Consider the following 26,948-nt stretch of genomic DNA (forward strand, 5'->3'; position numbering starts at 1 on the left):
TGGTCTGTTTATTTATTGTTTATCGAATGAATTTTGATCACATAGACATATTCGCTCGTCATCCTGTTCGGATCGAACGCCGGCAGCCGTATCTCCACATCCTTCCCCACCGCCTTCCACGTCAACGCCTGCTTCGTATCCAGCAGCTCCACCGTCGTCCCCGCCGGCAACGCCAGGTCCCGGACTACGAACCTCCCGCCCGACGGCCACCTGGGCAGTAGCACATACAGATCCTTCCGCTCAGGACTATACGTAAAAAAACATTCCTTCACCGAATCCCCCTGTGACACCTTCTTCCACCGCACCGCCCCATAAATGGCTTCGCTGTTAATAGACATCCAATGCCCCATCTGCTGCAACCGCTCTTCCATGATAGGAGGTATCTTGCCATGTTCATCCGGACCGATATCCAGTAAAAAATTCCCACCGCGGCTCACCTTGTCGATCAGCGCCAACACCAGCGACTGGGCAGAATTATAATCCCACGAATCCTCCGCCCGGTTGTACCCATAGGAAAATCCCATCCCGCGGCTCTCCTCGAAATAATGGTCCTTGAAATCCAGGTCGGGCTGGTACTCCGGCGTATAAACACCGCCGTGATGAAACCGGATACCCTTCCCCCACCGGTCGTAGGTCACCACCTGGTCCTTTACAGGACTCTCATTATAAAGCCACGCCAGGAATTCCCGGGAATGAAACAGCGTATCGCTGGCTTCCCAATCCCCATCCGTCCAAAAAACATCCGGGTGGTAGGTATTGATCAGATCGTGCATCTGCGGCAACATATACTCCGTCACATAACGCGGCTTATCATTTAGCCAGATAGGGTTAAACCATTCGTAAAGGGAATAATACATCCCTGGATGGACCGAAGTCTTGCGCAGCGCGGCAAAAAGATCGCCCAGCAGATCACGGTGCGGCCCCGTCACCCCCGCATTCCATGGCATACTCCAGGCAAGTGCAGTAGCCTGGCTCGGCCAATTGGCAAATCCATCGTGGTGTTTTGAGGTCAGAACAACATACTTCGCTCCTGATCCCTCGATCACCCGCGCCCATTCCGCCGGATCGTACAGCTCGGCCTTAAACTGATCGGCCAACTGATAATACGTCAGATCGCCAAACTTAGCCTTGTGATAGCGGATACGCGCCGTATCATTGTGGTTGAGGCCATACTGGTACCATTCGGCATATTCCCGCTTCTTACTATACCCCGGAACAGAATACACCCCCCAGTGAATAAAGATACCGAACTTGGCATCCTTGTACCATTGCGGTACCGGGCGTTTGTCCAACGATGCCCAGTCAGGCTGGTAGGCCTGGGCAAAAAGTCCCGTCGCGGACAGCCAGGTACAGGCAAGCACAAGCAATAAGCGTCGTCTCATGTGGCAATTGTTTGCGCCGAAATTAAGCCACCCTCCCCACACCCCCAAAACTACCCTTGTCCCCCATGCGCTTCACCGTTCATCCCATTTCCGTCCCAAACCCTGCAAAAACTGAAAATTTCGCTAAATTTAATTGCAAATAAATCGCACACCACAACCTTCGCTCGTCCTGGTTATGAACAAACCCATCCTTTTCCTGGTCCTGCCTCTTTTTATAGCGGCCCTCACCCTCCAATGCAACAATCCTAAAAAACCCGATCAGCCCCTACCCCCAGGTGACCGCAACAACGGCGGCCTCCTCCTGCCCGGCGGCTTCGAAGCCGTAGTGGTCGTCGACAGCATCGGTCGGGCGCGACACCTCGCCGTCAATGACAACGGGGACATCTACGTCAAACTCACCTACAACGAATTATTGCACAGCCACGGCGGCACCGTCGGCCTCCGCGATCTCGACAACGACGGCAAAGCCGACATCCTCGCCTACTTCGGCGACTACAAGGACGAAGGCGGCCTACCCGCCGGCATGTCCATCCATGACGGCTATCTCTATACATCGACGGTTAGATACGTCCTGCGTAACAAGCTCATTCCTGGACAGTTGCTCCCCGATAGCAAACCCGAGATCATCTTCACCGACACCGACTCCGGGCTCTTCCGTCACTGGCACAGCCAAAAGCCCCTCGCCTTCGACAACGAGGGCCATATGTACATTCCCTTCGGCGCTCCTGACGACGGCGGCCAGGACATGAAAACAGCTGGCCCCGCTGGCATGCCAGGCGGTAAAGGCCTCGACCCCTCCCCCGATCTGGAATGGCACGCCGGCATCTGGCAGTTCGATGCCGCCAAAACCGGCCAGACCCAAAAGGATGGTATCAAATACGCCACCGGCATCCGCAGCGTCCTCGGCATCGCCTGGAACCCCGCCGACAACAGCCTCTACGCAGTCATGAACGGCATGGACAACTTCCACACCCGCTACCCCGCCATCTTTACCCCCTGGCAGGCAGCCGTCCTCCCCGGCGAACCCCTGCTAAAAGTCACTAAAAACTCCAACTTCGGCTGGCCCTATGCGTATTACGACCAGATGCAGGAAAAGAACATCCTGCAACCGGCCTATGGCGGCGACGGAAAAACCATCGGCCGCGCCGCATCCTTCGACAAACCCCTCATGGCCTTCCCCGGTCACTGGGCGCCCATGGACCTGCTCTTCTACCAGGGCAACCAGTTCCCGGAAAGATATAAACAGGGCGCCTTCGTCGCCTTCCACGGCTCCACCGACCGCTCTCCCTATCCCCAGGCCGGCTATATCGTCTGCTTCGTTCCGTTCGCCAACGGCAAGCCCACCGGCAAATGGGAAGTCTTCGCAGATGGCTTCACCGGCGTAGACACCGTCGTCAACACCAGCGACGCCGTCTACCGGCCCATGGGTCTGGCGGAAGGTCCCGACGGCTCACTCTACATCTGTGAATCGAATAAAGGGAAGATATGGCGCGTCATGTTCAAAGGCGATAAGCACAGCTTCGGTGATGCCCAATTAGCCGGCATGGAAGGCCGGAAATCCCGCACCTACATCAAGACACCCGACGAAATAAAGGATAACATGGGCAAGGGCGGTGAAATGGCCGGCCATATCCTGTACGGCTCGTATTGCGTCAGCTGCCACCAGCGCGACGGCAAAGGCGATAACAATCGCTATCCCCCACTCGTCAATTCAGACTGGGTGACAGGCGACCACAACCGCCTCATCGGCGTCCTCCTGCACGGTCTGCAGGGCGAAATAAAGGTAAATGGAAAGACCTTCAACGGCATCATGCCCGCACACGGCGCATTCCTCGACGACCACGCCATCGCCTCTATCCTCACCTACGTGGAAAGGAGTTTCAATAAACAAAACACCCCGGTCCTCTCCGAAGAGGTGACCAGGGTGCGTAATGCAACAGTTCGTTAGAATTTTATTTTTGCGGGCAGATATTTCGCCACCAGGTCCTCATAGTACGGCTTCAGCTCCGTCCAATTCGGCGGGGTGGGATTCTTGGAATAAAGATCGTAGGGATTGAAAAGATTCACCCACTTGAACATCTCCCGGTCATGATCATCCATCAGATGGTCATAGCCATGTTCGCGGTGCTGCGAATAAAAGGAGTGATAACGCAACATATATAACCCGGCCTCGGGGATATAATCCTTCAGCATGTGATAGACATATTCGTCATGCCCCCAGGACATATGTACATTGCGCAATCCGCAATTGGGGCTGTAGACCCCATATTTGGTCTGATATTGTTCTACATCCTTGTCCGGGTTCAACTGGAAGAACTCCGGGTACACGATCTTGTCGCTCCAGGCACAGCCCACCGGGAACGTATCCCCGACAACCGCCCATTGCGCCTCGCCAAACAGACAAAGAACCTTCCCCATATCATGGAAAAGCCCCGTCAGCACCATCCAATCGGGATGCCCATCCCTGCGGATCGCCTCGGAAGTCTGCAACAGATGCTGGAATTGATCCAGATCGGTGTCCGGATCGCTATCATCCACTAATTGATTGAGAAAATCGAAAGCATCCCAAACCGACATCTCTTTCTTGTCGAAAGGCAGAAACTCCGCCCTCTTCTGCTGCACGAATTCATACGTCTGGTACATATGGTTGAGCCGGTAGAATTCCCGCACCGAATCACGGCCCGGCGTCTCATAATTGCGATACTCTTCCGTCGTCTTGCCTTTGGCGATCGACTCGGGGTCCGGATATCGCTCCAACAGATCGTCTTCCCATACATCGAGAGAAGACAATGGGTTTTTTTCGGTTGAATTAATTGGTTGCATCAGTTGCGCTAAATTTTAGCTAGGAAGGTACGAAAAAAATCCGGGATTTTGAAATCCCGCTCACCGTAAAAACAAACAACAGGATCATCGGCAACACCTGGTAACGAAACACGCTCGGCGATGCGAAAATGCAAAAACATGCATTGGCAAGAAGGAAAGCCGAGACAAGTTCATAACTGCCCGTAAACACCGGATCACGCAGCCGCAGGGCCCGCGACGGCAAGAGCAACGCGGCCACAACGATAAACGAAAGATTCAACAACAGCGCGATCCACGGCATCGGCGCCAGCAGCCGCGCCTGGATGGTCGCCGATACCACCTTCGGCCGCAGCGTTGGATAGTGAAACCAGTTCTTCGCCACCTCATCCACTTCGGTATGCCCCTCATTATACACCGCAAATACATCGAGGCCTGGCAGAAAAAAGGTCTTTGTGCTCGGCCATCCATAATAACGCAGAAATGCAAAAGGATGTCGCCTTACAACAAAATAGCCATATTGCGAAAAAACAACCCCCACCCTGTTCCAGGCTGTGAAATAAGACAACTTGTTCTGCTGCTTGTACGCCTTCATATACTGATGCAACGGACTGGTCCGCGCCCACATGTACATCGTCGTCACCGACGACGTCTCATCCACCTCCGCCGCTCCTATCATATGCTGCCCTGTATCCGCCTGTCGTCGCCCCGCCTGAAAATACCGCTGGACATATCCCGCCAGCTCCTGGCATTCCGGCGAAGGCAGCCCGGCCGTATCCACCGGGATATGTTCATACAGGTTAAGGACATTATTGGCGATCTGCCAGCCGCTAAACGCCGAAAACAGATCGGCGCCCGTCTCCCGCTTCGTGATCTCCTTGATCCCCAGCGTTCCGGCCACCACCACCCCAACACTCAGCGCCACACCCCAAATCTTAAAACCGGCCCCCCGCTTCGTCAGCAACACCGTAAGGGCCGCCACGGCAGGATAATAGAGCGCCACATACCGCGTGTTAAGTATCGCGAACAAAAGCCCCACCTGCAGCCAGATGCGCCACCAGGCCGGCTCCCGCAATATCCCCATCAACACCGTCAGCCAGATAAGACTCAGGCCGATGAACAAGGCATCGCTCGAAACATAATTACAGACATAGGGTATCACCGGGTTCAGCAGCACAAACGCCATCAGCACGCCCACCGGCCGCTCCTTTAGTCCACACCACCGCCGCAGCGACAACACAAGCCCCAGCGTCGCCCCCTGCACCAGCGCATACTGCAGGGTCACCAGCACCGTATCGCTGGATGTAAACACCCTCACCAGCCGAAGAAACACCGAATACCCTATCGGCCGGAAACTGATCAGATCCCCTTGCGCTGCAGCCTGGATATAACTATAAGAATCGGTAAAAAAGTCGGCATAGGGATAGCAACACTTGAAAACGATCCATTCTATGGCCATAATAGGAAGGACGACAGTCAGCCATGCCGCCGTCGTCCATCTCCAGTCCTGTATCAATTTTTTCAACATAGGTTCCGGCCAAAAATAAGGCTAAAACCGGACGCCCCCAAAGCCTTCAACGCCCGGACCCCTTCACAGGCCCGCGTCCTCAAAACTCAAAATCACCCACATACACCGCTCCATTCGAACCCGGCTTCATCTGCAGCGTTACAAGGCTGCGCTGTTGCTGCGGCGTACCATAATGCGTATACACTTCTACCAGCAAGGTCGTCTCCCCCGCCAGCTTGACTTGTGTATCCCCGTAATAGTTCACCTCCACCTTATACCGCCCCTTCACTGCCTTCTTCAACAGAAACTGCTCCGGCCCAAGCCCTTGCGTAAAATCATGCGAGATCCTGCCACCCATCGCCGTAAACCGGTGCCCGTAAAAACACCGCTCGTTATCCGGATCGGTGACCCACAGATCGATATCCGTGCTGTTCTGGTTCCAGTTAAGCACTACCCGCATATCGACTGGCATTTCCGCCAACAGCTTACGCGGAATACCGCTGATATCCAGCTCTCCCTTATGCCGGGCGATGAGTTCGTTTATCTCCGGTATCAACGTCTCTTCTATCCCGGGGTACAGCCCGCTGATCGCCACATCATAATTCTTCGTCAACGCCAGATAGAGGGTATCCAACGCATGCTGATAGCGTCCCGCATCCTCCAGCGCCAGGCCGTAGTCACGGTAGCTCTGCGGTTCAAAAGGCCGCCATTCCAGCACCCGGCGGAAGGTCGCACAGGCCTCACGCGTCTCCCCCAGCTCCTTCAGCTTATAGCCCATCATTTTATACAACTCGTAATTCTCGGCGTCTATCTCGGCGATATTGGAAAGGATACGCACACCCACCGCCTTCTCTCCCACCGAAAGGAAGAACTCCGCCGTATGGAAATAAAACAACGGGGTGTTGAGATAATCCTTCCGCAGCCGGAGATAAACCGCATACCGGCTGGCAGGCGCGGCCGCCTTCAGCTCGTCCAGATAACGGGTATTGGCCTCCGTCTTCAACACCGTAAAAGAACCCTTCCCCGGCTCTCCACCGGTAGTCCCCGCATCCCCCGCCTTATCCTTTTCCAGATCCATCGGTGAGCCCCCCACCACAACCGCCTCATCCATATTTGCCGGTCTCGATCTGTACTGGGGTGCCGCCGCCGCATTTTGTGTCGTAGTCGCCAGCCCCCGAATTATTACCCGCCGCTGATCTCCCGGCGCCGCACTATTGGCCACCACCCCCGAAGCCCTGTCCAGCAACGCTTTCGTCGAATCCAGCAACGCATGCGTAGTCCGGGTCTCCCTTGGCTCAGTCCGCGCGCCGGTCTCTTCTTTCTGCACCGGGGCCTTTGGCGCCTCGCCCTTCCACCACGTCAGCAATTCATTAAAATATTCCTCCGCATGATCCGCCACCTGCCTCCGCCTCCACCTGTCATTATCCTGCCTCCCCTTCAACAACCGGTCATACTCCTCCCGCAATTCGGCCGGCGGGTCTATCTCATAAGCGATATAATCATTGATATTCTCCAACACCACCAGCGAAGTGTTCCGTGTCACGATGCCATAGCTCCGCCCCAGGTGCCTTATCTCCAAAAAATTTTCCTCATACCGCGTATCGAGTTCTGCTATCTTCTTCTGCGCCCACACCCTTGCAAGATCGACACCCGAAGCCTGCTGCCTGGAATAATCCAGCGCCACCGTTTCCTGTCTCGTCACTGTCTTACCATAACCAAACAACAGCACCACATTCTGCACCGGCTTATACACCATCCCCGCCACCATCAACGCACCCGTCACCGGCGTGGACACCGACGGATAACATTCTTCGATCCCATCGGCAGGCATCACCCCCAGGAAATGCAAGGACTGCGTACACAACAGATCGCGACCCTTCGCCAAGGACACCGCATTGAGGTTGATCAGCTCCCCACCACTGCGCTCGGTGATGGATTGCAGGAAGGGGAAATCGGCATCCGCCGAACTGGCGATAGCATACACCGGCCGGCTGCCAAACCCCATCTGGTCGCTGCCAAAGCTGGAATGACCGTCGCTGAAAAGCAGGTACTCATCCGCCGGATAAGCAGCCAGGTTCAAGGCCCCGAATTGCGTCCCGCCGTCGAAAACAGCATTTTGCAATGTTTTCTTCAGCGACTGCCAGTCACCGTTATGAATGGAGAACCGCTGCACCGCCCCCACCGTATTGCTGAACTCCACCAGGTTCACCTCGACATTCCCAAGCCTCGAAAAATAGGTGTCCAGCAGTTCCAGCTCCTTCTTCACATCACGGTGCATCCCGCTAAGCGAGACATCCCACAACAACGCGATTTGATGCGGCAGCGGTTTCTCGACAGTCCTGGCGGTCGGAAAGACACTCGCGGCAAAGAAATAATGATTGCCCGCTGCCTGCATCTGGATGGCGCCTTCACCGGGCAGTTGCGGGATCCTTATCGCTATCGCCCTATCGGGTGTATAATCTTTCCATTCCTTCGTGGCCGACCAGGAATGCTGCCATTCACCGAATTGCAGGGCGTCGCCGGTATTCTCGTCAAACCGCGGCTTCGTGGCCGTCCCGGCTACCGCGATGTGTATACTAAAGGACTCGATCGGCCGGGTAAAGGCAAGCGGAAGCCGGTAACGCAGATCGGCCTCGTCTTCCCATGACAGCTCCTGTTCATAACCGATGCGCACCGTCCTCACCCCTTCCGGATTGATAGGATAGATACGCGTCCGGAAAGTATTACCATCTACTTTCTCCAGCAGTCCGGGATCGATGCGCCGCCGCTCGGTATTCTCGAACACCTGCGTGGCCTTCTCCTTCTCCACCGGCACGGCCTCCCGCATCTTGCCATTGATGTCCAGTGCATAGCGCGACACGCTGGTGCCCTGCGGCAGAGGGAAGTTCAATTCACCTTCCAGGATACGCCTGGTCGAATTCCTGAAGGTCATGGTCCAGGTAGTCGTGGCGATGACGCCGTTGATGGACACATCCACTTCCAGCTTTTGCAGATATACATCGGAAGAAACCTTCCCATCCGTGGAAAGAGAAGGCATTTGGGCGGTTGCAGCAACCACAGGCAGCCACGAGATAAAGCAGCACAAGAGTCGGCGTAGCATAACTTTTTTTCTATGAGATGCTGCCGCCCGAAAAATTACACAACCGATTTTTCCGCCGTTAGTATCGCGCCGTCCGACTTCATCGCCCTAAATCCGCCTCCGGCGGATTGTCCGCCAGGACAGACGTTATTTTAACTCTTCTTTTGCAATCATTATATATAACTTCAACCCAAAATCGCGTTCTAATACCCAACATCATCCCCACAAAAAAACCGATGGTTCCTTTCTACCCGGTCATTTAGTTCCAAAAAATTCATCCGAAAAAAACTCTTTATGTCTACCCCAGCCGGCCGTAGAAATAACCTGCTCATGGTCACCCTATTATTGATCATCTCCATAGTAGTAGAGCAATTCTTCGTTGCCCCCATCTTTCCCATGCTCAGCAGCCTGGGTAGCATCCGGCCGATGATCGTCTTCCTCGACATCCCCCTTCCCCTGCCGGTGATCGACATTATTCCGGTGACCGTCCTCTTCTCGCTGTTCTATTTCATCGCCCCTTCCTCAGGGATCATTCGCAATAATCCTTCGATATCCCAGAGTGGAAGGGTCTGGAAAGCCCTCACCGGCTTAGGAGCGTTACTCATCCTGCTGCTCGCCGGCGGCGGTCTCTTCTATCTGGCCCAGGACTATATGCCCAAAAATATCAGCAATGGCATCGACTCTTTCGGAGTTCGTGCCGATCTCACCCTACCATATCCATCTGGAGGCCTGATCCACCTCCATGGATCTGTGGTCATGCTGCTCTTTTCCGCCATAGGCGTCCTCATTCTCCGGCGCCGTACGGCCGATCCGATACCCGTCGCCCAACCAGTCGCCCAACCACAGGTTGCCGAACGCCCGGTTGCCGTACCCGCCAAACCCGCTATCAAGCCCCGCGTCGCCGAACCTGCCCCCATACTTACTACCCACCAGACAACCCGCCGGCCTTCCGCACCAGCCCTCTCTTCATCCCTCGTTTCCACTACGGGTGATCTCATTTCGCCCAGCGTCAACGAAGCCTTCGCCGCCGGCCATACTCGCTATCTGCCCCCGGTGACAACCGAACCCGCTTCCTCGCGCAAACCATCGCAGACCCGCAAACCCGAACCCAAACCCGAATCCGTCGTCGTCGCAACGGCACCCTCACCCGTCGCCGTAGCAACACCACCCGCTGCACCCGCACCTCCGGCTTCCACCTCGCGTACCTATGTCCAAAAACCTGCAATCCTCCCACCCGTCCAAAAACCGACGATCATCACACCCGAACCAGCACCCACCTGCCGCCTCACCACTCCGCCACCCATCGCCATGGTCATGCCAAGGCCCGCACCCGGCGTCGGCAAAATGCATCCCTGCTATGTTGTGGGCGGACTGAAACCCACAAAAGGCAAATCATAGTGCGCAAGACGCCGACCGCCCCGAAGGGGTGGTCGGCGTTTTCATACCACTCATCGAGCAACCACTGCCAAACAGCGAAGAACCCACTGCCGCAAATCCAAAAAACCTACCTTTATCTCAACCGGCCTACCCCGGCCATCCCCTTGGCAGACGCGACCATTCATACCATCCCGGCAGCAGACACGGCCTTCATCGCAGGCCGGTATCCGCAAGGCCTGTTGAAAAGACGCTGGCTCTATCACCACTTGTTCTGGCTGGGCTATTATGGCCTCACCATCGCTCTCTACGCCAACCTCCGGGAAAAGATCCACGCCGGCATATACCTCATGACGGCCATGATGATCCTCTTCCAGGCCGGCTTTTGCTATCTCAACCTCTACCTGCTGATCCCCCGCCTCTTGTTCACGCGGAAATATGCCTGGTATATCCTTTCCCTCATCGCCATCCTGATGCTCTGCCCCTTCCTCGTCCTGTCCGTCGAACAGGCTTACTACAGCTGGTTGGAAAACAACACGACAGTGAAGCCCCATATCCTCACCATCAACATCTGGCTGGTCGGCATCATCCAATTCATCTATGCGCTTGGCCTCGCCACCGGGATAAAATTCGTAAAAGATACCCTCCTCAACCAGCAGCTCCAAAAAGAAAGAGAGAAACATTACCTCGAAACCGAACTAAAATTCCTTCGCGCCCAGATCCAGCCCCATTTCTTTTTCAACACACTTAACAATATCTATTCCCTCACCCTGAAAAAATCCGACCAGGCGCCCGACATCGTCCTGAAACTATCCGATCTCATGAGCTATATGCTCTACGAATCCACCGCCCCCCTCGTACCCCTGCAAAAAGAGATCGACTATCTCCGCAACTACCTCGACGTCGAACAGCTCCGGTTCGGCCAGCGCCTCACCATCGTTTTCACCATCGAAGGAGAGACAGCCACGGCCAACATTCCCCCCATGATCCTCATCCTCTTCCTCGAGAACAGCTTCAAACATGGGGTCAAGAACAATCTCAGCAACATCGAACTCGACATCCGCCTGAAAGTCACGGACAATCACCTGTACTTCCATGTCGAAAACCCCGTCTCCGAAGAGGAATCCGACCCGGACACAAAAGGCATCGGGTTGAAGAATGTCCGCCGCCGCCTCGATCTCCTTTATGGCGACAAATACACCCTCGACATCCGCGAGGAAAACAAGCTCTTCATCGTCTTCCTAAAAATGCCGCTATGTTAAAAGACCTGCATTATATGATCGTGGACGACGAACCCCTCGCCATCGACGTTATCGAGAACTATCTGCAGCGTCTCGAAGCCACCAGCATCACCCGCTGCGGCAATGCCGTCGAAGCCTTCCAATTCCTCCAGAAACGATCGGTAGACTGCATCTTCCTCGACATCGAGATGCCCTTGCTCTCGGGCCTCGATCTGTTGAAAGCGATGAAAGAACCCCCGGCCATCATCCTCACCACCGCCTATCGCGACTACGCCGTCGAAGGCTTCGAACTCGAAGTCATCGACTATCTCGTAAAACCCATCGCCTTCCCCCGCTTCATGAAGGCCCTCGAAAAGCTCGCCAAACAAAGCCGCCCCCACCAACAACCCGCCGCTCCCAACCCAACCTCCAACGACTATCTCTTCCTCAAGGTCGATAAGAAATTCGTCAAGCTGCTCATCACCGACATCCTCTACATCGAAAGCCTGAAAGACTACGTCCGGGTTCGCACCCGCGACAACTCCTTCATCACTTACCAGTCCCTCACCGATATAACGGAGAAGCTCCCTTCCACCGGATTTGCTCGCGTCCATCGCAGCTATACCATCGCCCTCGACAAGGTCAACCTCATCGACGGGAATTGCGTCGACATCGACGGCAAGCTCATCCCCATCTCGCGCGAACACCGCCAGGAAGTCTTCCGGAAAATCCGCAAGTGACAGGCAACCAGCGTCATTCGTCGCCAAAATCCTCCCGTTCAGCGAATAACCAGCTGTTCGGCGAATAACGCCTCCGGCCCCGCTTTCCGCCGGTTAGCTTTACACCCATAAAGCTAATCACATGCAACAACTCGCCACACTCGTCACCATCCTGCTGCTTGCTCTTAACACTGTCTTACTACCCATAATCGTCAACGCCCAGCGCCTTTCCACCGCCGAAAAGGCCGACAGCCTCAAAGCCGTCACCGTTCACGGCCGCAAGCCACCCATCGAAGTAAAGGCCGATCGCACCATCGTCAACGTAGAAGGCAGCACCAACTCCGTCGGCCAGAATGCGCTCGATCTCCTGCGCAAATCGCCGGGCATCACGGTGGACAAAGACGACAACATCAGCTTCAGCGGGAAGACTGGCATAAAGATCTATATCGACGGCCGGCAGGTGCCCCTCAACGGCACCGATCTTGCCGACTACCTAAAAACCCTGCAGTCCTCGGACATCGAATCCATCGAACTCATCGCCAACCCCTCGGCACGTTATGATGCGGCAGGCAACGCCGGCATCATCAACATTCGCCTGAGGAAGAACAAGGCCTTTGGCGACAACGGCTCCCTCACCGGCGGTTATTATATCGGTACCCACTCCAATTACAACGGCGGCCTCGCCCTCAACCACCGCGACGCACACCTCAACTGGTTCGGTAACTACAACTACAACAACACCACCAACACAACCCATATGGACCTCTACCGGATCCAGCTCGATACCCTTTTCGACCAGCATTCGAACATCACTCCTACCCTCAGCAGCCACACCTTCAAAACCGGCCTGGATTACTTTCTGAACAAAAACAACACCCTCGGAGTAATGGTGGATGGTTCGCTCACCAACTTCAGCATACCCACCTCCTCCAATACCCATATCTACTATCTTCCCGATGGCACTACCGACAACCGGCAGCCCAACCGTATTCTTGAGGCGGATAACAGCGCCCACGGCTATCGCAACAACGGCAACCTCGATCTCAACTATCATCATATCGACTCCCTGGGCCACGAGCTAACCATGGACGGCGACTATGGCATCTACCGCATCCACAGCGACCAGTTTCAGCCCAACCTTTATTTCACCCCGGATGGCGGCAGCCTGATGTACAGCGACATCTTCGACATGCTGGCGCCCACCGATATCGATATCTATACTTTCAAGACGGATTACGATCAGAATTTTAAGAAAGGAAAACTGGACCTCGGCCTGAAGACCTCCTACGTCACCAGCAGCAACGACTTCCGCCAATACGACGTGGTAGCCACTACAAAACTCCAGGACACCCTCAACAGCAGCAACTTCTTATACAAGGAGAACATCAACGCGGTATATGCCAACTATAGCCGGCCCTTCAAAGGCTGGGCCATCCAGGCAGGCTTACGGGTAGAGAACACCAACGCGAAAGGAACAAGCAATGGCTACCGTGAGGGAATAACGGGCTACCAGACCTATGACTCGGTTTTCAATCGCCACTATACCGACTTCTTCCCCAGCGGCGCTATCACGTATAACAAAAACCCCGCCCAACAATGGACCCTCACCTATAGCCGCCGCATCGACCGACCCGCCTATCAGGACCTGAACCCCTTCGAGTTCAAACTGGACGAATACACGTATAGAAAAGGTAACACCACCCTCCGCCCGCAATATACCAACAGCGTGGGGTTAAGCTATGTCTATAAAACAAAACTGGTCGCCACCCTCAATTACAGTCATGTAAAAGACGTGTTCACCCAATTGGTGGACACCATCGACAGATCGAAGGCATTCCTCATAAAGGAAAACCTCGCGACACAGGATATCACCAGCCTCAACATCAGTTACCCCTGGCAGCTGGGCCGGTATAGCATCTTTGCCAACGTCAACGCTTACTATTCGCTGTTCAACGCCAATTTCGGTGCGGGCCGGACGGTAGACCTGCATGTCTTCGCGGTAAACGCCTTCGTCCAGCAAAGCTTCCGCATCGGTAAGGACTGGATGGCCGACCTCAGCGGCTTCTACACGTCGCCCGCTATCTGGCAGGGGACATTCAAAACGCATGCATTGGGCAATCTCGACGCTGGCATCTCAAAATCCGTGCTGCAAAAGAAAGGATCGGTAAAACTCTCGGTAAGCGATGTCTTCTACACGTTGCACTGGACAGCCGTCAGCGACTTCGCGGGCCAATACCTCCGCGCCACCGGCCATACCGAAAGCCGGCAGCTGAAACTCTATTTCACCTATAAGTTTGGAAATGCGCAGGTCAAGGCGGCCCGCACCCGCAAAACCGGCGCCGAAGAAGAAAGCAAACGCGTCGGCGCCCAGGGCGGCGGCGGCCTCAACAATTAACACCCTCAGGCGGCGCCCCTCACGGGGCGCCGCCCTCTCACCATATCGACCCAACCGCCATATAATTCATCTCTTTGATGATCCATCTGTCCGTCGTATTCACCTTCACGCGCGTAAGCGGCTGCTTCGAAAAGAACACACCCGTCATCACCGTCAATCCCCCATCGGCAAAAACCTCCAGCGAACTGCGGTCCATCACAAACTCCAGGTCGAGATCCTTCTCCTGGCTGATACGCGGCGCCGTATAGATGCCGCCAAAACCCGGATGGAAATCCGTCCGCCCCGCAGCGCTCCGATCGATATAATACTCCTGTTTCACATTGTTATATCCAAACACCAGCTGCTCGCCCGCAGCATTATAAAAGGCAAAAGCAACGCTCTGGTCTGCGGCCCCGCGGATATCGAGGACATACCTGCCCGCATCATCCTTCATCCGCGAGGACAGGTCGCCGCTGCTGTCGACGATAAGATGACGAAAGGTCTCCTTCCGCTTTATCAGGCTCAACACCTCCTGCGCTGGCCGCGAAGCAAGATAGATCTTCCCACCCGCATCCATCAGAAACACATTCCGGGGCACAGTCATCGCATTGCGCCACGTAGAGGTAGGAACCGTCTGCGCATAATCCCAGTTGCTCATCCAGCCCAGAAAGATGCGCCGGCGACCCGCATTGTTCCAAAGCACACCTGCATAGTCATCCGGGCCATAATCCACCCATCTGACAGTGGTATCCTGTGGCCGGAAAGTATGGCCATCCCAGTCGCCGATAAAGTATTGTGTCCCCGATCCCCCATTGGGCCCGCCGGGATTGTTGCTAACTAAAAGGATCCAGTACGTCTTCTCCTTGTCGGCCTCCTTACGGGTAAACGAAAAAAGATCAGGGCATTCCCACACCCCGCCATGTGACCCGACACCCACGCCAAACTCGCTCTCCTTTGTCCAGTTCTTCAGATCGGGCGAGGAATAGAAACTGATCCTGTCCTTGGTTGCCAGCGTCATGATCCATTTCTTCCCCTTCGCATACCAGCTGACGTTGGGGTCCCGGAAATCGGTGATGCCAGGGTTCTTCAACACCGGGTTATCCGCATACTTGGTCCAGGTGGCGCCCTTGTCAAGACTATACGCCAGGCTTTGATTCTGAAAGTCGTTTGCATGCCGCTTCTCACCCGCAGGGTCATGATGCGTAAAGATGGCCACCAGCGGGGTCTTGCCACCCTGACCAAATCCGCTCGTATTCATCGAATCCACAACGGCGCTGCCGGAGAAGATATAGCCTAGGCTATCGGGATACAGCGCGATAGGCTGCTGCTGCCAGTGTACCAGGTCTTTGCTCGTCGCATGTCCCCAGTGCATGGGGCCCCACACGATATCATCGGGATAATATTGGAAAAAAAGATGGTAGACACCGTCATACCGGACAAGCCCGTTGGGATCGTTCATCCATTTCTCCTTTGGCGAAAAATGAAAGCCGGGGCGGTACAGCTCATGATAAGGCTGCGCCGCACCCAGGATTGGGATCAAAAAACTCAATCCAACAAAAAGAAACGATCGGCTTCTACACATAGGGTATTGCTTTCATTAAATATACAAAAAAGTTCATATACCAGTCCCCGCTCAAAACACTCAAAAACGTCTGGACCACCAAAATATTGGCGGCCCCATTGAATACAGCTAAATTTGTCACCCATGACGCTCTACATTGCATCGCTAAATTCGGGCAGCAACGGCAACTGTTATTACATCGGCAACAACGACGAAGCCGTTCTCATCGATGCCGGCCTCTCCTGCCGGGAGACCGAACGTCGTATGCGCCGCCTCGGCCTGCCCCTGTCCCGCGTCAAAGCCATCTTCATCTCCCACGAACACGACGACCATATCCGTGGTGTAGAGGTCCTGTCCCGCCGCTATCAGCTGCCGGTTTATATCACCCAGCCGACGCTGGCGGAATGCCGCTTTCCTCCCGACCCACAGCTCGTGAAAAGCTTCAGCGAAGGGCAGTCAGTCACCATCGGCGGCCTCAGCGTCCTTGCTTTCTCAAAAGCGCACGACGCCTCCGATCCCTATAGCTTTGTCGTCTCCTCCCCCACCGTCCGCATCGGTATCTTCACCGATATCGGCGCCGTCTGTGACAACCTCATCCGGCATTTCACCAGCTGCCACGCCGCTTTTCTCGAAACCAACTACGACGAAGAAATGCTCGAAAAAGGCCGTTATCCCTGGCCGCTGAAAAATCGTATCCGCGGCGGCCACGGCCACCTGTCCAACCGCCAGGCCCTCGAGCTCTTCTCCGCCTACCGCCCGTCCTTTATGAGCCACCTCCTGTTGTCCCACCTTTCGCAGGACAACAACCGGCCCGAACTGGCGCAGGCCCTCTTCGAAGAGCAATCACAAGGGACAACCATCACCGTGGCCTCCCGTCACACCGAATCCGAAGTATACTCCATCGATGGCTGCTATAGCGGCACACCCGGTCCCGACTGGACCCCCGAAGGCAAACGCCGTCCCCAACCCGCGCAACACACCGCACCCCAGCTTGCCGCCGCACAGTCATCCGTCAATCCGAAACCTCCGGCCTCCACCCCAACCACCGGCAAACGCCGCAAAGCCCTTACGGCTAACAAAGGTAAACCCACCTCCATCCAAACCTCACTATTCTAAGCCCATGCTATCGCCAAAACTCGTTTCCAGCGACAAAGAAATAGCCCAGATCGCCGCCCTCTCCAATGCCAACCTCTCGGCCAATATCTCGGCGGAGACAAAGGCGAAAGAAGGGTTTGTCTCCTGGGTCTATACCCCGGAGATCCTCCGCACCCTCCACGTCATCGCCCCATCCGTCATCGTCATGGACGGTGACACCCTCGCCGGCTATGCCCTCACCCTTACCCCCGAATCCCTGGAAACTTATCCAAACGCCATCCCTACCTTTAACCATGCCTCCACCCTGCCGTACAAAGGCCGTCTCCTGGGCGAACAACGATTCTATCTCATGGGGCAGATCTGCGTCGCCGAAGGCTATCGCGGTAAAGGACTCGTCCAAATACTCTACCAGGGCCACCGGCAATTCTATAGCAAGACCTACGATCTCCTTATAACCGAGATCTCCCCCGCCAATCCCCGCTCCATGAAGGCCCATGAAAAGGTCGGCTTCCAAACCATCGACACCCATCACGACGAAGCCGGTATCTGGCATGTGGTCCTCTGGGACTGGACATAACACAAAAAACATAACACCATGCATCCCACCATCAAGCTCAAACGCGCATACGAAGCCCCCGACAAAACGGACGGCATCCGTATCCTCGTCGACCGGCTCTGGCCGCGCGGAGTAAAAAAGGAAGAAGCCCACATCGATGAATGGGCAAAAGATATCGCCCCATCCACCGAACTCAGGGAGTCCTACCATGACGCCCCCGGCAGCTGGCCCGAGTTCGAAAAAAAATACAAAGCTGAATTAAAGCACAACGAGGCCGTCGAAGTCTTCATCGAAAAATACCAGCAGGAAAAACTCCTCACCCTCATCTACGCAAAAAAAGACGAAGAACATAACAACGCCCTCGTCTTAAAAGAATATCTCGAACACGCCTTCACCCACCGCTTCCACTAACCCCGGCCGGCTTCGGCGCTACATCGGCAACATTCGGGACAACCACTTCCGGCTGTGGCCGCAGGACACTTCTTAATATCGCCTGGGGAATGATCAACCACCTCGGATCATGCTTCAAATAGCTATTAAACAACGCAATCGCCTTCTGTACAAGGAAATAATTCAGCAGCGTCTCAAAATCTTCCCGTTTCGCCGGTAAAAGTGCCCCTTCCCTGACCCGCTCCTTATATGCCCGGACAAACCACCCGCTGACATGATGCGCCCAAAGCCCCGCCATCGGCAACAGCCGCTTAATGTCCTCTTCATGCAGCTGCTGGCTCTTCATTATCCCCTCAAACGCTACAATATGGATGCTGACGATCATCGTCGCCAGATCGACAAGAGGCGATCGCCGCAACCTGCTTTCGCTGTAACTAAGCGCAGGGTCTCCCCTAAAATCATTGATGGCCAGGTCCTTCCCCGTCAGCAGTATCTGCCCAAGATGATAATTGCCATGCACCCGTATCTTCAACGTATCCAATTTCTTTGCATAGATCTTTGTCAACGTCGCCAGCAGCTCGGGGCGATAGGCGACGATCCGCTCCATCCGCTCCTGCATGTCCTTCGGCAGCGATTGCGTGTTCCGCGCAAGATTTTGATAGGTTTCGCGTACAAGCGACTGCATCGCAGAGAAAAGACTCCGCTGATAATACAGCGAAAAAGGCTCTGGTTTTAGGTCCTTGCCGGTCGCCGAAGCAAGCGCCAGATGCATTTCCGCCGTCCGCACCCCGATCAGCTTCGCCTCCTCGGCAGCATGGGCCCCAAACAGAGTCTGTAAATCGGTTGACAGCTCTTCAAAAGCCATCGGCGCTGCAAGAGTTCCCAAGCGCTCCTGCGGCAACACCGCATCCTTGCCTGCCGTCATGATCCGCTCGATATAATTAGTGATCCGCTCCCGGAAAAAACTATACCCATCCCCGTGATTTTCGATCATCTCCTGCAATAGCCCCAGCACGATAACCCCCTTTTTATCCCGCCATTCAATGCTGCCGAAAAAGGCAGGCAGATACGGGAATTTCGCTTCCTTCGACAAAAAGTGTGTAAGCTCCTGATCCGCATTTACCACCCGGTCTATCTTCCGGTATAGCTTCAAAAAAAATTGCGTACCATAAGCAATAGAAGTATTGTACAGGTCGGAAACATGTATCTTCGATGCCGTCGCGGTCTCCCCTTTCAAATACTCCTTCACCTTCGGACTCCCCTCAAAAACAACAGACGCCGCCGAATGCCCCTTATGTCCGGGCGCCAATCGCTGCAACAAGGCCATCTGCCACTCAGGACTAAAAAAGGCATCTACCAATACCCCCTCACCTTCCTCCGACCTCACCTGCGCGATCAGCGCCTCGGGAAAGGTCTCGCCAAGCCCCCTGGCAGCCTCCGGCCCGACGATCCACACCGGCAGCTGATACATCCCCGGCATGCCGTCATCACCCACGATCTCCAGCAGAAGCCAGAAGACCGGCTTGCCCCCAACAGGTAACAAGGTATAGCCCGACACCACCACCTGGTAAGTATTCCGCTCTTTCGGAATAAACCACTTCGCCCTCACCAGGTAGCGCGGCAATATCGTATTCTCCAATTGCCGCTTCGCCGCGCCTTCCATCAATCCCGACCACTGACGCAACACCAAAAGCGGCAGGGGCTTTTCTTCATCCATCTCCGGATGCGCCTTCTCCAGCACAAACCACTGGAAGGAATACGACGCCAGCGTAAAAAAATACTGTCCATCCTCACGGATCACCGGGAAGCGGTTCCTGCTGAACACATCCACCGGTACAAATCCCTTATAGGCAAGCAGATCCACTTCAGCCGCCTGCGAGAATTTGGACAGGTTGACAACAACAAGCAAGGTCTCGTCCTCATACACCCGGACAAAGGTCAACACCTTCGGGTTCTCCGTGTTGACGAATTTCATACTGCCCCGGCCCCATGTCTTGAATTTCTTCCTCACGGCGATGAGTCGCTTCATAAACCAGAACAACGAGGAAGTATTGCTCCGCTGGGTCTCTACATTCACCGACTCATAATGATATTCCGGATCGAGGATAAGTGGCAAATACAGCTTTTGCGGGTTAGCGGCGGAAAAACCCGCATTCCGGTCCGGCGACCACTGCATGGGAGTCCGCACACCATCCCGGTCGCCCAGGTAGAAATTATCGCCCATCCCGATCTCATCCCCATAATAGATCACCGGCGTCCCGGGCAACGCAAAAAGCAGGGAGTTGAGCAATTCTATCTTCCGGCGGTTGTTGTCCAGCAAGGGCGCCAGCCGGTGCCGGATACCCAGGTTGATCCGCGCCTTTGGGTCCCGGGCATATACTTTATACATATAATCCCGCTCTTCATCCGTCACCATCTCCAGCGTCAGCTCATCGTGATTCCGCAGAAAGATGGCCCATTGACAGACTTCGGGTATCTCCGGCGTCTGATCAAAAATATCCGTGATGGGGTAGCGGTCTTCCATCTGCAACGCCATAAACATCCGCGGCATCGCAGGAAAGTGATAGTTCATATGGCATTCGTCGCCATTGCCAAAATAGGAAGCGGAGTCTTCGGGCCACATATTCGCCTCCGCCAGCAATACCCTTCCGGGAAAATGCTCGTCCAGGTGCCGCCGTAACAGCTTCAAAAAGGTATGCGTCTCGGACAGGTTCTCCCCGTTCGTTCCTTCCCGCTCGAAAAGGTAGGGGACGGCATCCAGTCGAAACCCATCCACTCCCACCCGGCACCAGTGATCGATGATCCGGAATACTTCTTCCTGCACAACGGGATTGTCATAATTGAGATCGGGCTGGTGATGATAGAACCGGTGCCAGTAGTACTGTTCCGCTATGGGATCCCACGTCCAGTTGGAATTCTCAAAATCCTGGAAGATGATCCGCACATCCTTGTATTGATCGGGATTGTCTGTCCACACATAGAAGTTCCGCTCCTTTGACCCCTTCGGCGCCTTCCGCGCCCGCTGGAACCACACGTGCTCATCGGAGGTATGATTGATCACCAATTCGGTTATCACCTTCAGATTACGCCGGTGCGCTTCTTTCAAAAAATGCCGGAATTGCGAAACATCACCGTAAGACGGGTTGATCGTATAATAATCGGCTATATCATAGCCATCGTCCTTCAATGGCGATGGATAAAAAGGCAATAGCCAGATGGCGGTTACACCCAGGTCCTGTAAATAATCCAGCTTCTGCATCAATCCCTGAAAATCCCCCACGCCATCTCCATCACCATCGCAGAAGGCCTTTATATGCAACTCATAAATGATCGCATCCTTATACCAGTGCAACTCGTCGTTCAGCATATCTAAATGACGGCAAATCTCATTCCCCTTCCCCGCACCCAGGATGCACTAAAACGCGCTCATCCAATAATAAACTTATATAATATATTCCCATTTGGTTAAAAATCACCTAATCCAGGATAATTTTTGCCTACTCCAAGTCTCTATCTACTTTTTTTACGTACATCTACAGGTAGGTAACATTCAAATTTTTGTACTTTTATCAGAATGGCTTGTGGAAAATTGCTAAAGCCCGCGGGATGGCTCTTCCTGGCAGGGTTTCTTCTTAGTATTGGTCAGGCTGATGGTAGAACAATAACGACTCCCCTCCTGGCAGGCCAGCGGTTGTCGCTGCAACCCTGGTTCACCGCTCTCGAAGATGCGGCTGGCATCTCCACCGCCGGCGACCTCATCCATCGTCCCAACGCTTTTATTCCCCTCGCCTCCCTGCCAAAAGGCAACCCCGTCAGTGTATACTGGCTCCGGGCCACTGTCCGCACAAGCGACGTCCCCGATCCGGGCGAGGTCCTCGCCTTCAGCCATCTCACCTTCGTGGAGGTATACCTTTACGAAGACAGCAACCTCATCACCCATCGGCTCGCCGGCGCCTTCCGTCCGGGCAGTCAGCTCAACGATGGTGACGGCCGTTTCTTCACTATCCTTCCCCTGGAAAAGAACAAAACCTATACGATCCTGCTGCGGGTGCAGCATACAAAACACTTTCAACCCAGATTCGATTTCGAGATGCTGCCGAAAAGGCAATATTTCGACATCGTCCGGTCAAGGGAATTCATCGACGCCGCTCTCCTGGGCGCCGTCACCCTCTTTTTCGTCTATACGCTACTGTCCTGGATCGTCAGCCGCTTCCGGCCCTATGGCTGGCTCCTGCTTTTCATCGGTGGCGTCGGCTGCTATGTCATCACCTCCGGCGGCTATTGGATAGACTGGTTCTCCCCCGAACACCCCGCCGGCGCCTGGCTGCTCAACATCCACTTCCTGCATGCAGGCACCATCGGGCTCTACTTCCTGGTTGCCGACTTCTGGCGCCTGAAAAAAGACTTTCCAAAACTCTACACCTGGGCCCGGCTTGTACCGGTGATCATCGCAGGTTCCTCCGTGATCATTTTTTTCATCGACTATTTCACCGGCAACTATAGACTCGCCACCCTCCTCACCTGCCTCGTCGGCCAACCGCTGATGCTCGCCTTCGTCGCGGCTATCCTCTATACTTGCTGGCCCCGGCTCAAACCCGCCCAACGCTACCTTGCTTATGGCATCCTGCTCACCGAAGTAGCCGGGCTCTTCCTGGCGCTCAATGCCCTCATCATACACGAACGAACGCTCTCCAGCATCAGCCTTGTCGGCGCCTGCCTCGTCCTCACCGTCTTCCTGCTCTTTTCCACCGGGTTGAAAGAAGAGATGCGCCGCCACGAAGTGGCCAAACAGGCGGCGCTCGAACAACTCAACCGGCTTCAGCAGCATCAGAACAACTTCCTGGAAAAAAGGGTGGAAGAAAGGACGGAGCAGTTGCGCGTCTCCAACCAGCGGCTGCAAAACCAGAAGCACCAGCTCGCGGAAAGAAATACCAAGATCGAACTCCTCATAAATGAGCTGAACCACCGGGTAAAGAACAACCTCCAATTGCTCTACAGCCTGCTCAGCCTGCAGCTGCCCATGGTCAGCGATAACACTTCCCGCGACATCCTGATGGGAAATATCGGGAAGATCAGGGCCATGATGCTGGTAAACGAGAAGTTGTTCAACTTCGAGAAAGGCCGTAGCATCGGCTTGTGCGAATTCATCCTCGAATTGGCCCTGCATCTGCAAAAGATCTACGACATAAAAGACAAGACCCGAGTCCTGCAGAATATCCCTGCAGACCTCCGGCTTAGCGATAAACATACCCTCTCCTTTGGTCTCATTTTGTCAGAACTGTTCACCAACACCTTCAAACACGCTTTCAAAGATCATCCCGATCCCTGCATCCGCGTGGAAGCGGTGATGACGGGCGACCGTATGCTGCATTTCACCTATTCGGACAACGGCACCGGCATCCCCGTAAATGGTACAAGCGAAAAGTTTACGATGGGTATCCCGCTCATCAAAGACCTCACCCGCCAGATGAACGGTCAAATGACGATCACCGGGGACCAGGGGCTGAGCTATTCTTTCACCATCCCAGTTTAACCATCCATGATAAGGATCCTGATTATTGAAGACGAAATTATTATCGGCCGTTTCATCGAGCAACAGCTCCGCAACCACTTCACCTGCGAGACCCGCATCGCCGTCTCCGGCGCGGAAGCCCAAACGGCTATGACCGAGATGCTGCCCCATCTCCTGCTTTGCGATATCCAGCTCGAAGACGAGCTCTCGGGCATCGATCTCATCACCGACCTCCGCCGCTCCTACGCCTTCGAGGTCATCTACATCACTTCGTACCAGACCCACTCTATCATCCAGAAAGCCGCCGCCACTCACCCCGCCAATTATCTCATAAAACCCATCGACGAGACCCAGCTCTTCGCCGGTGTGCAATTGGTCATAAGCCGCCTCGATTCGGAGAACCTCACCGGCAAGCCCCTTCTCCAACCCGGCAACCTCTTCAGCCAGATCGAACTGCGCATCCTCCGCCTTATCCGCGAAAAAAAGACAACCGTGGAGATAGCCGGCACGCTTCACCTCAGCCGCTATACCATCAAGAACCACCGCCACAACATCTGCCGCAAACTGCAACTGGCCGATGAGAACAACGCCCTGCTCAAATGGGTCGGCCAAAACGGCCACCTGTTAAAATAGCCGGCCTCACCTAGGGAGACTGATGTATCACAGATCGATTTTCTGCAACGTCGACAGACAACACCACCGGCATCCGTCGCAGGTCATCTGCTATTTTCTGCATGACTCCCTCCGAAGTCTCCGACTTATAATAGGCCGTTTCTATCACCAGCACGTTGCCGTTGTTGTCTTCATGCATATCCTTTGCCCTTCCCTGCCGCAAGCATAATAACACCATCTGTCGCGAATTAACATCACCCTGGCATTCCACCCGTACAAAATAAGCATCTTCCAGGGAGGCGGTCGGCAAAGTCGTGGTACAGGCCGCAAAAACGATGAGCAACAAAACGGGGGGTATTAGGAAGTTTCTCATCATCAGAAGTTTTATGCCTCAAAAGACACCGGCAAAAAAACAACTGTAACATCCTGTCCGGGTCAACATCCCCGAACGCCGCAAAAAAGCCCCCCAAACCGGTAAAACGGTCTCCTATTCCGGTAATGCAAACGCCACATATGAGTCTCCCGAAGGTTTATGCAGCTTTCCACCACCGCATGCAATAACTACATACTGACGCCCATCCACCGCATACACCGCTGGAGTGGCAAATCCCGCTGCGGGCAGATCGCCTTCCCACAACAACTGCCCCGTCCGCTTATTAAAAGCCCTGATCTTCGCATCGCTCGTAGCCGCGATAAACAGCAGTCCGCCTGCCGTCACCACCCCACCGCCATAATTCTCCGTTCCGGTATGGATACCCCTGGCCTTCAACTCCGGGTAGTCCCCAAGCGTATCCTTCCAGACGATGGTCCCTTTGCTGATATCCATCGCCGTTAGTGTCCCCCAGGGCGGCGCCACCGCCGGGTATCCTTCCTTTGTCAAAAATTTATTATACCCCGTCGCCACATAGGGCAACTGGAAATACGGGTCTGTCGGTTTGGCGGACGCATTGACAAACCGTTTTCCAAGCGCTGCGGTTTGGTCCAGGATATAAGCCGCCAGCGCCTGCTTTTCATCCGCGCTCAGCTGCTTGAATGCCGGCATCATCCGCCTGCCCTCCGAGATCAGCGAAATAAACCCTTCGGTAGTATATTTCTTGTTCATCCCCACCAACGTCGGAAAATTCCCCCCACCCTGCCGGTTGGCGCCATGACAAACCTGGCAATCCGTCGCATACAGCATCTTTGCCGCCTCCCCCACCGTAGGCACAGCCGCCCCATGCGCACCATGCCCCGCACCGCCCCCAGCCACCGGCGTCGCCTCCTTACCACCTGCCCCACCGGCCACGCCCTTCTTTGCATCTATCATCGTCAATACCCACGGCATCTCGTTAGCATTGATATAAAGCAATCCCGTTTCCTCGTCATAAGCCGGCCCGCCCCATTCCGCGCCCCCGTCAAACCCCGGAAAGATCACGGTCCCCTGTCTCGATGGCGGGATAAAAGGCCGCCCTGTCCGGTAACCCGCCAGCCGCTTCTTCAGATCAGCAAGCGAAGAATCCGGCACCAGCGGATTCAGATCGGCTTCGGTGAGGGATTGGCGTGCAAACACCGGCATGCCTACCGGAAAGGGCTGGGTAGGTGACAGCTTTTCACCCGGCAATGCGGTGTCGGGCGGCACGGGTCTTTCTTCGATCGGTGAAAGTGGTTGTCCTGTCAGGCGATCGAAGAGGAAAACCAATCCGCTCTTGGTCACCTGCACCACGGCGGGCACATCCTTTCCATCTTTTCGCACGGTCACCAACACCGGTGGCGTCGGCGGATCGCGGTCCCAGATGTCGTGATGCACGGTCTGGAAATGCCAGAGCCGTTTACCCGTATTGGCATCGAGCGCCAGGACACAGTTGGCGAAAAGATCGTTGCCGTTGCGTCTGCCGCCATAAAAATCATAGGAAGCCGACCCTATCGGCGCATACAATATCCCTTTCTCTTCATCCAGGCTAAAGCCCGACCAGGCGTTTACCCCACCGAGATGCTTATACGCAGCCGTGTCGTCCCAGCTCTCGTATCCCATCTCCCCGGGATAGGGGATAGTATGAAATATCCAACGCAACTTGCCCGTATGTACATCATAGGCGCGGATATGTCCCGGAGCAGCATCCGCTTCCTCCGCAACCCGGTCGCCAACGATGATCATATCCTTATAGACCATCCCCGGAGTGGTCGCCGCCACATACAGGTCTTTTACATCCCTTCCCAGGTCGCTGTGCAGATCGATCCTTCCACTGTCTCCAAACCCGGCCTCCTGCTTTCCTGTCAACGCATCGATACAAAAGAGATAAGAGCCCGCACCATAGAAAAGCCGCTGGTCCGTTAGCCCCCCGGTATAATAAGCGACCCCGCGGCAGGCATTGATCGCGATCGAGATCTTCGGTGCCCCCCCACCCACGGGCGATGCAGGATCAAAGACCCATCTTTCCCGGCCCGACGCCGCGTCCAACGCAAAAAGCTTCAGCTTCGGCGACACTCCATACAAAACTCCGTCGATCATCAGCGGATTCACCTGCATCTGCGAGACGCTGTCTCCGTCCCTGGTATGATATTCCCATACCCGCTGCAGCCGGCCGACGGAGTTGGTATCGATCTGTGTTAGCAAAGAATAATGGGTATTCCCCCGGGTGCCGCCATACACAGCCCAGGAGACATTGGCATCCCGCCGTGGGGAATGGCAGGCCACTAAGAAAAAAAGCAGTGCCGCCAAACAATCGTTCAGACAAATGCGCATGTGATCTTTTAAGAATGAATATACATAAATTTAACCCATGTCCGCC

Annotated in this window: 18 protein-coding genes; 10 read left to right on the top strand and 8 right to left on the bottom strand. The window is 54.8% G+C overall.

The annotated features are described in order from the left end of the window. Positions 1-8: 8 nt before the first annotated feature. Complete coding sequence (locus IEY39_RS09525) at positions 9-1,382, bottom strand: alpha-L-fucosidase (RefSeq protein ID WP_188930877.1); 1,374 nt, start codon at positions 1,380-1,382, stop codon at positions 9-11. Between the two features lie 175 nt (positions 1,383-1,557). Here IEY39_RS09525 and IEY39_RS09530 point away from each other — a divergent pair, with 175 nt between their 5' ends. After that, positions 1,558-3,330 (top strand): PQQ-dependent sugar dehydrogenase, encoded by a 1,773-nt coding sequence (locus IEY39_RS09530; RefSeq protein WP_188930879.1) that lies wholly within the window; start codon positions 1,558-1,560, stop codon positions 3,328-3,330. Here the strand turns inward: IEY39_RS09530 and IEY39_RS09535 are convergent. The 3 genes from IEY39_RS09535 to IEY39_RS09545 form a co-directional block, all read right to left on the bottom strand. Then, the gene (locus tag IEY39_RS09535) at positions 3,327-4,205 is read right to left on the bottom strand and encodes an inositol oxygenase family protein (protein ID WP_188930881.1); all 879 of its coding nucleotides are present in this window, start codon (positions 4,203-4,205) and stop codon (positions 3,327-3,329) included. The two genes, IEY39_RS09530 and IEY39_RS09535, sit on opposite strands and share 4 nt — an antisense overlap. A 19-nt stretch (positions 4,206-4,224) precedes the next feature. Then, positions 4,225-5,709 carry a hypothetical protein gene (locus IEY39_RS09540; RefSeq protein ID WP_188930883.1) on the bottom strand — a complete coding sequence of 495 codons (1,485 nt, stop codon included), beginning with the start codon at positions 5,707-5,709 and terminating at the stop codon, positions 4,225-4,227. Between the two features lie 79 nt (positions 5,710-5,788). After that, positions 5,789-8,788 carry a DUF2135 domain-containing protein gene (locus IEY39_RS09545; protein WP_188930885.1) on the bottom strand — a complete coding sequence of 1,000 codons (3,000 nt, stop codon included), beginning with the start codon at positions 8,786-8,788 and terminating at the stop codon, positions 5,789-5,791. A gap of 273 nt (positions 8,789-9,061) precedes the next feature. Here IEY39_RS09545 and IEY39_RS09550 point away from each other — a divergent pair, with 273 nt between their 5' ends. The 4 genes from IEY39_RS09550 (at position 9,062) to IEY39_RS09565 (ending at position 14,475) form a co-directional block, all read left to right on the top strand. Then, a complete protein-coding gene (locus IEY39_RS09550; RefSeq protein WP_188930886.1) occupies positions 9,062-10,165 on the top strand; it encodes a hypothetical protein in 1,104 nt (367 codons plus the stop codon). Next, positions 10,165-11,403 carry a sensor histidine kinase gene (locus tag IEY39_RS09555; RefSeq protein ID WP_188930887.1) on the top strand — a complete coding sequence of 413 codons (1,239 nt, stop codon included), beginning with the start codon at positions 10,165-10,167 and terminating at the stop codon, positions 11,401-11,403. Before IEY39_RS09550 ends, IEY39_RS09555 begins: the two co-directional genes overlap by 1 nt. Next, positions 11,397-12,101 carry a LytR/AlgR family response regulator transcription factor gene (locus IEY39_RS09560; protein WP_229688847.1) on the top strand — a complete coding sequence of 235 codons (705 nt, stop codon included), beginning with the start codon at positions 11,397-11,399 and terminating at the stop codon, positions 12,099-12,101. Before IEY39_RS09555 ends, IEY39_RS09560 begins: the two co-directional genes overlap by 7 nt. A gap of 121 nt (positions 12,102-12,222) precedes the next feature. Next, positions 12,223-14,475 (top strand): outer membrane beta-barrel family protein, encoded by a 2,253-nt coding sequence (locus IEY39_RS09565; RefSeq protein WP_188930888.1) that lies wholly within the window; start codon positions 12,223-12,225, stop codon positions 14,473-14,475. Between the two features lie 37 nt (positions 14,476-14,512). Here the strand turns inward: IEY39_RS09565 and IEY39_RS09570 are convergent, their stop codons facing one another. Further along, positions 14,513-15,994, bottom strand: coding sequence for a glycoside hydrolase family 32 protein (locus tag IEY39_RS09570; RefSeq protein WP_229688848.1), 1,482 nt, complete (start codon positions 15,992-15,994; stop codon positions 14,513-14,515). A gap of 165 nt (positions 15,995-16,159) precedes the next feature. Here IEY39_RS09570 and IEY39_RS09575 point away from each other — a divergent pair, with 165 nt between their 5' ends. The 3 genes from IEY39_RS09575 to IEY39_RS09585 are packed head-to-tail and all read left to right on the top strand — an operon-like array spanning position 16,160 to position 18,077. Continuing rightward, positions 16,160-17,131, top strand: coding sequence for an MBL fold metallo-hydrolase (locus IEY39_RS09575; RefSeq protein WP_188930890.1), 972 nt, complete (start codon positions 16,160-16,162; stop codon positions 17,129-17,131). Positions 17,132-17,135: 4 nt separating this feature from the next. Next, on the top strand, positions 17,136-17,687 hold the full coding sequence (locus IEY39_RS09580) for a GNAT family N-acetyltransferase (RefSeq protein ID WP_188930891.1): 552 nt from the start codon (positions 17,136-17,138) through the stop codon (positions 17,685-17,687). A gap of 18 nt (positions 17,688-17,705) precedes the next feature. Further along, positions 17,706-18,077, top strand: a complete 372-nt coding sequence (locus IEY39_RS09585) for a DUF488 domain-containing protein (protein ID WP_188930894.1) — start codon at positions 17,706-17,708, stop codon at positions 18,075-18,077. Here the strand turns inward: IEY39_RS09585 and treS are convergent. Continuing rightward, a complete protein-coding gene (gene treS / locus IEY39_RS09590) occupies positions 18,058-21,423 on the bottom strand; it encodes a maltose alpha-D-glucosyltransferase (RefSeq protein ID WP_188930896.1) in 3,366 nt (1,121 codons plus the stop codon). The two genes, IEY39_RS09585 and treS, sit on opposite strands and share 20 nt — an antisense overlap. A 207-nt stretch (positions 21,424-21,630) precedes the next feature. On the opposite strand from treS, the gene IEY39_RS09595 reads away from it, so the two are divergent. Further along, entirely contained in the window at positions 21,631-23,589 is a 1,959-nt protein-coding gene (locus IEY39_RS09595) for a histidine kinase dimerization/phosphoacceptor domain -containing protein (protein WP_188930898.1), read from the top strand. A 6-nt stretch (positions 23,590-23,595) separates the two neighbouring features. After that, positions 23,596-24,201 (top strand): response regulator transcription factor, encoded by a 606-nt coding sequence (locus IEY39_RS09600; RefSeq protein WP_229688849.1) that lies wholly within the window; start codon positions 23,596-23,598, stop codon positions 24,199-24,201. A gap of 10 nt (positions 24,202-24,211) precedes the next feature. On the opposite strand, the gene IEY39_RS09605 is transcribed toward IEY39_RS09600, so the two are convergent. Further along, entirely contained in the window at positions 24,212-24,553 is a 342-nt protein-coding gene (locus tag IEY39_RS09605; protein ID WP_188930900.1) for a hypothetical protein, read from the bottom strand. Positions 24,554-24,667: 114 nt separating this feature from the next. Next, a complete protein-coding gene (locus tag IEY39_RS09610) occupies positions 24,668-26,902 on the bottom strand; it encodes an outer membrane protein assembly factor BamB family protein (RefSeq protein ID WP_188930902.1) in 2,235 nt (744 codons plus the stop codon). Positions 26,903-26,948: the final 46 nt, after the last annotated feature.

The organism is Puia dinghuensis, assembly GCF_014642875.1.
Classification (GTDB): domain Bacteria; phylum Bacteroidota; class Bacteroidia; order Chitinophagales; family Chitinophagaceae; genus Puia; species Puia dinghuensis.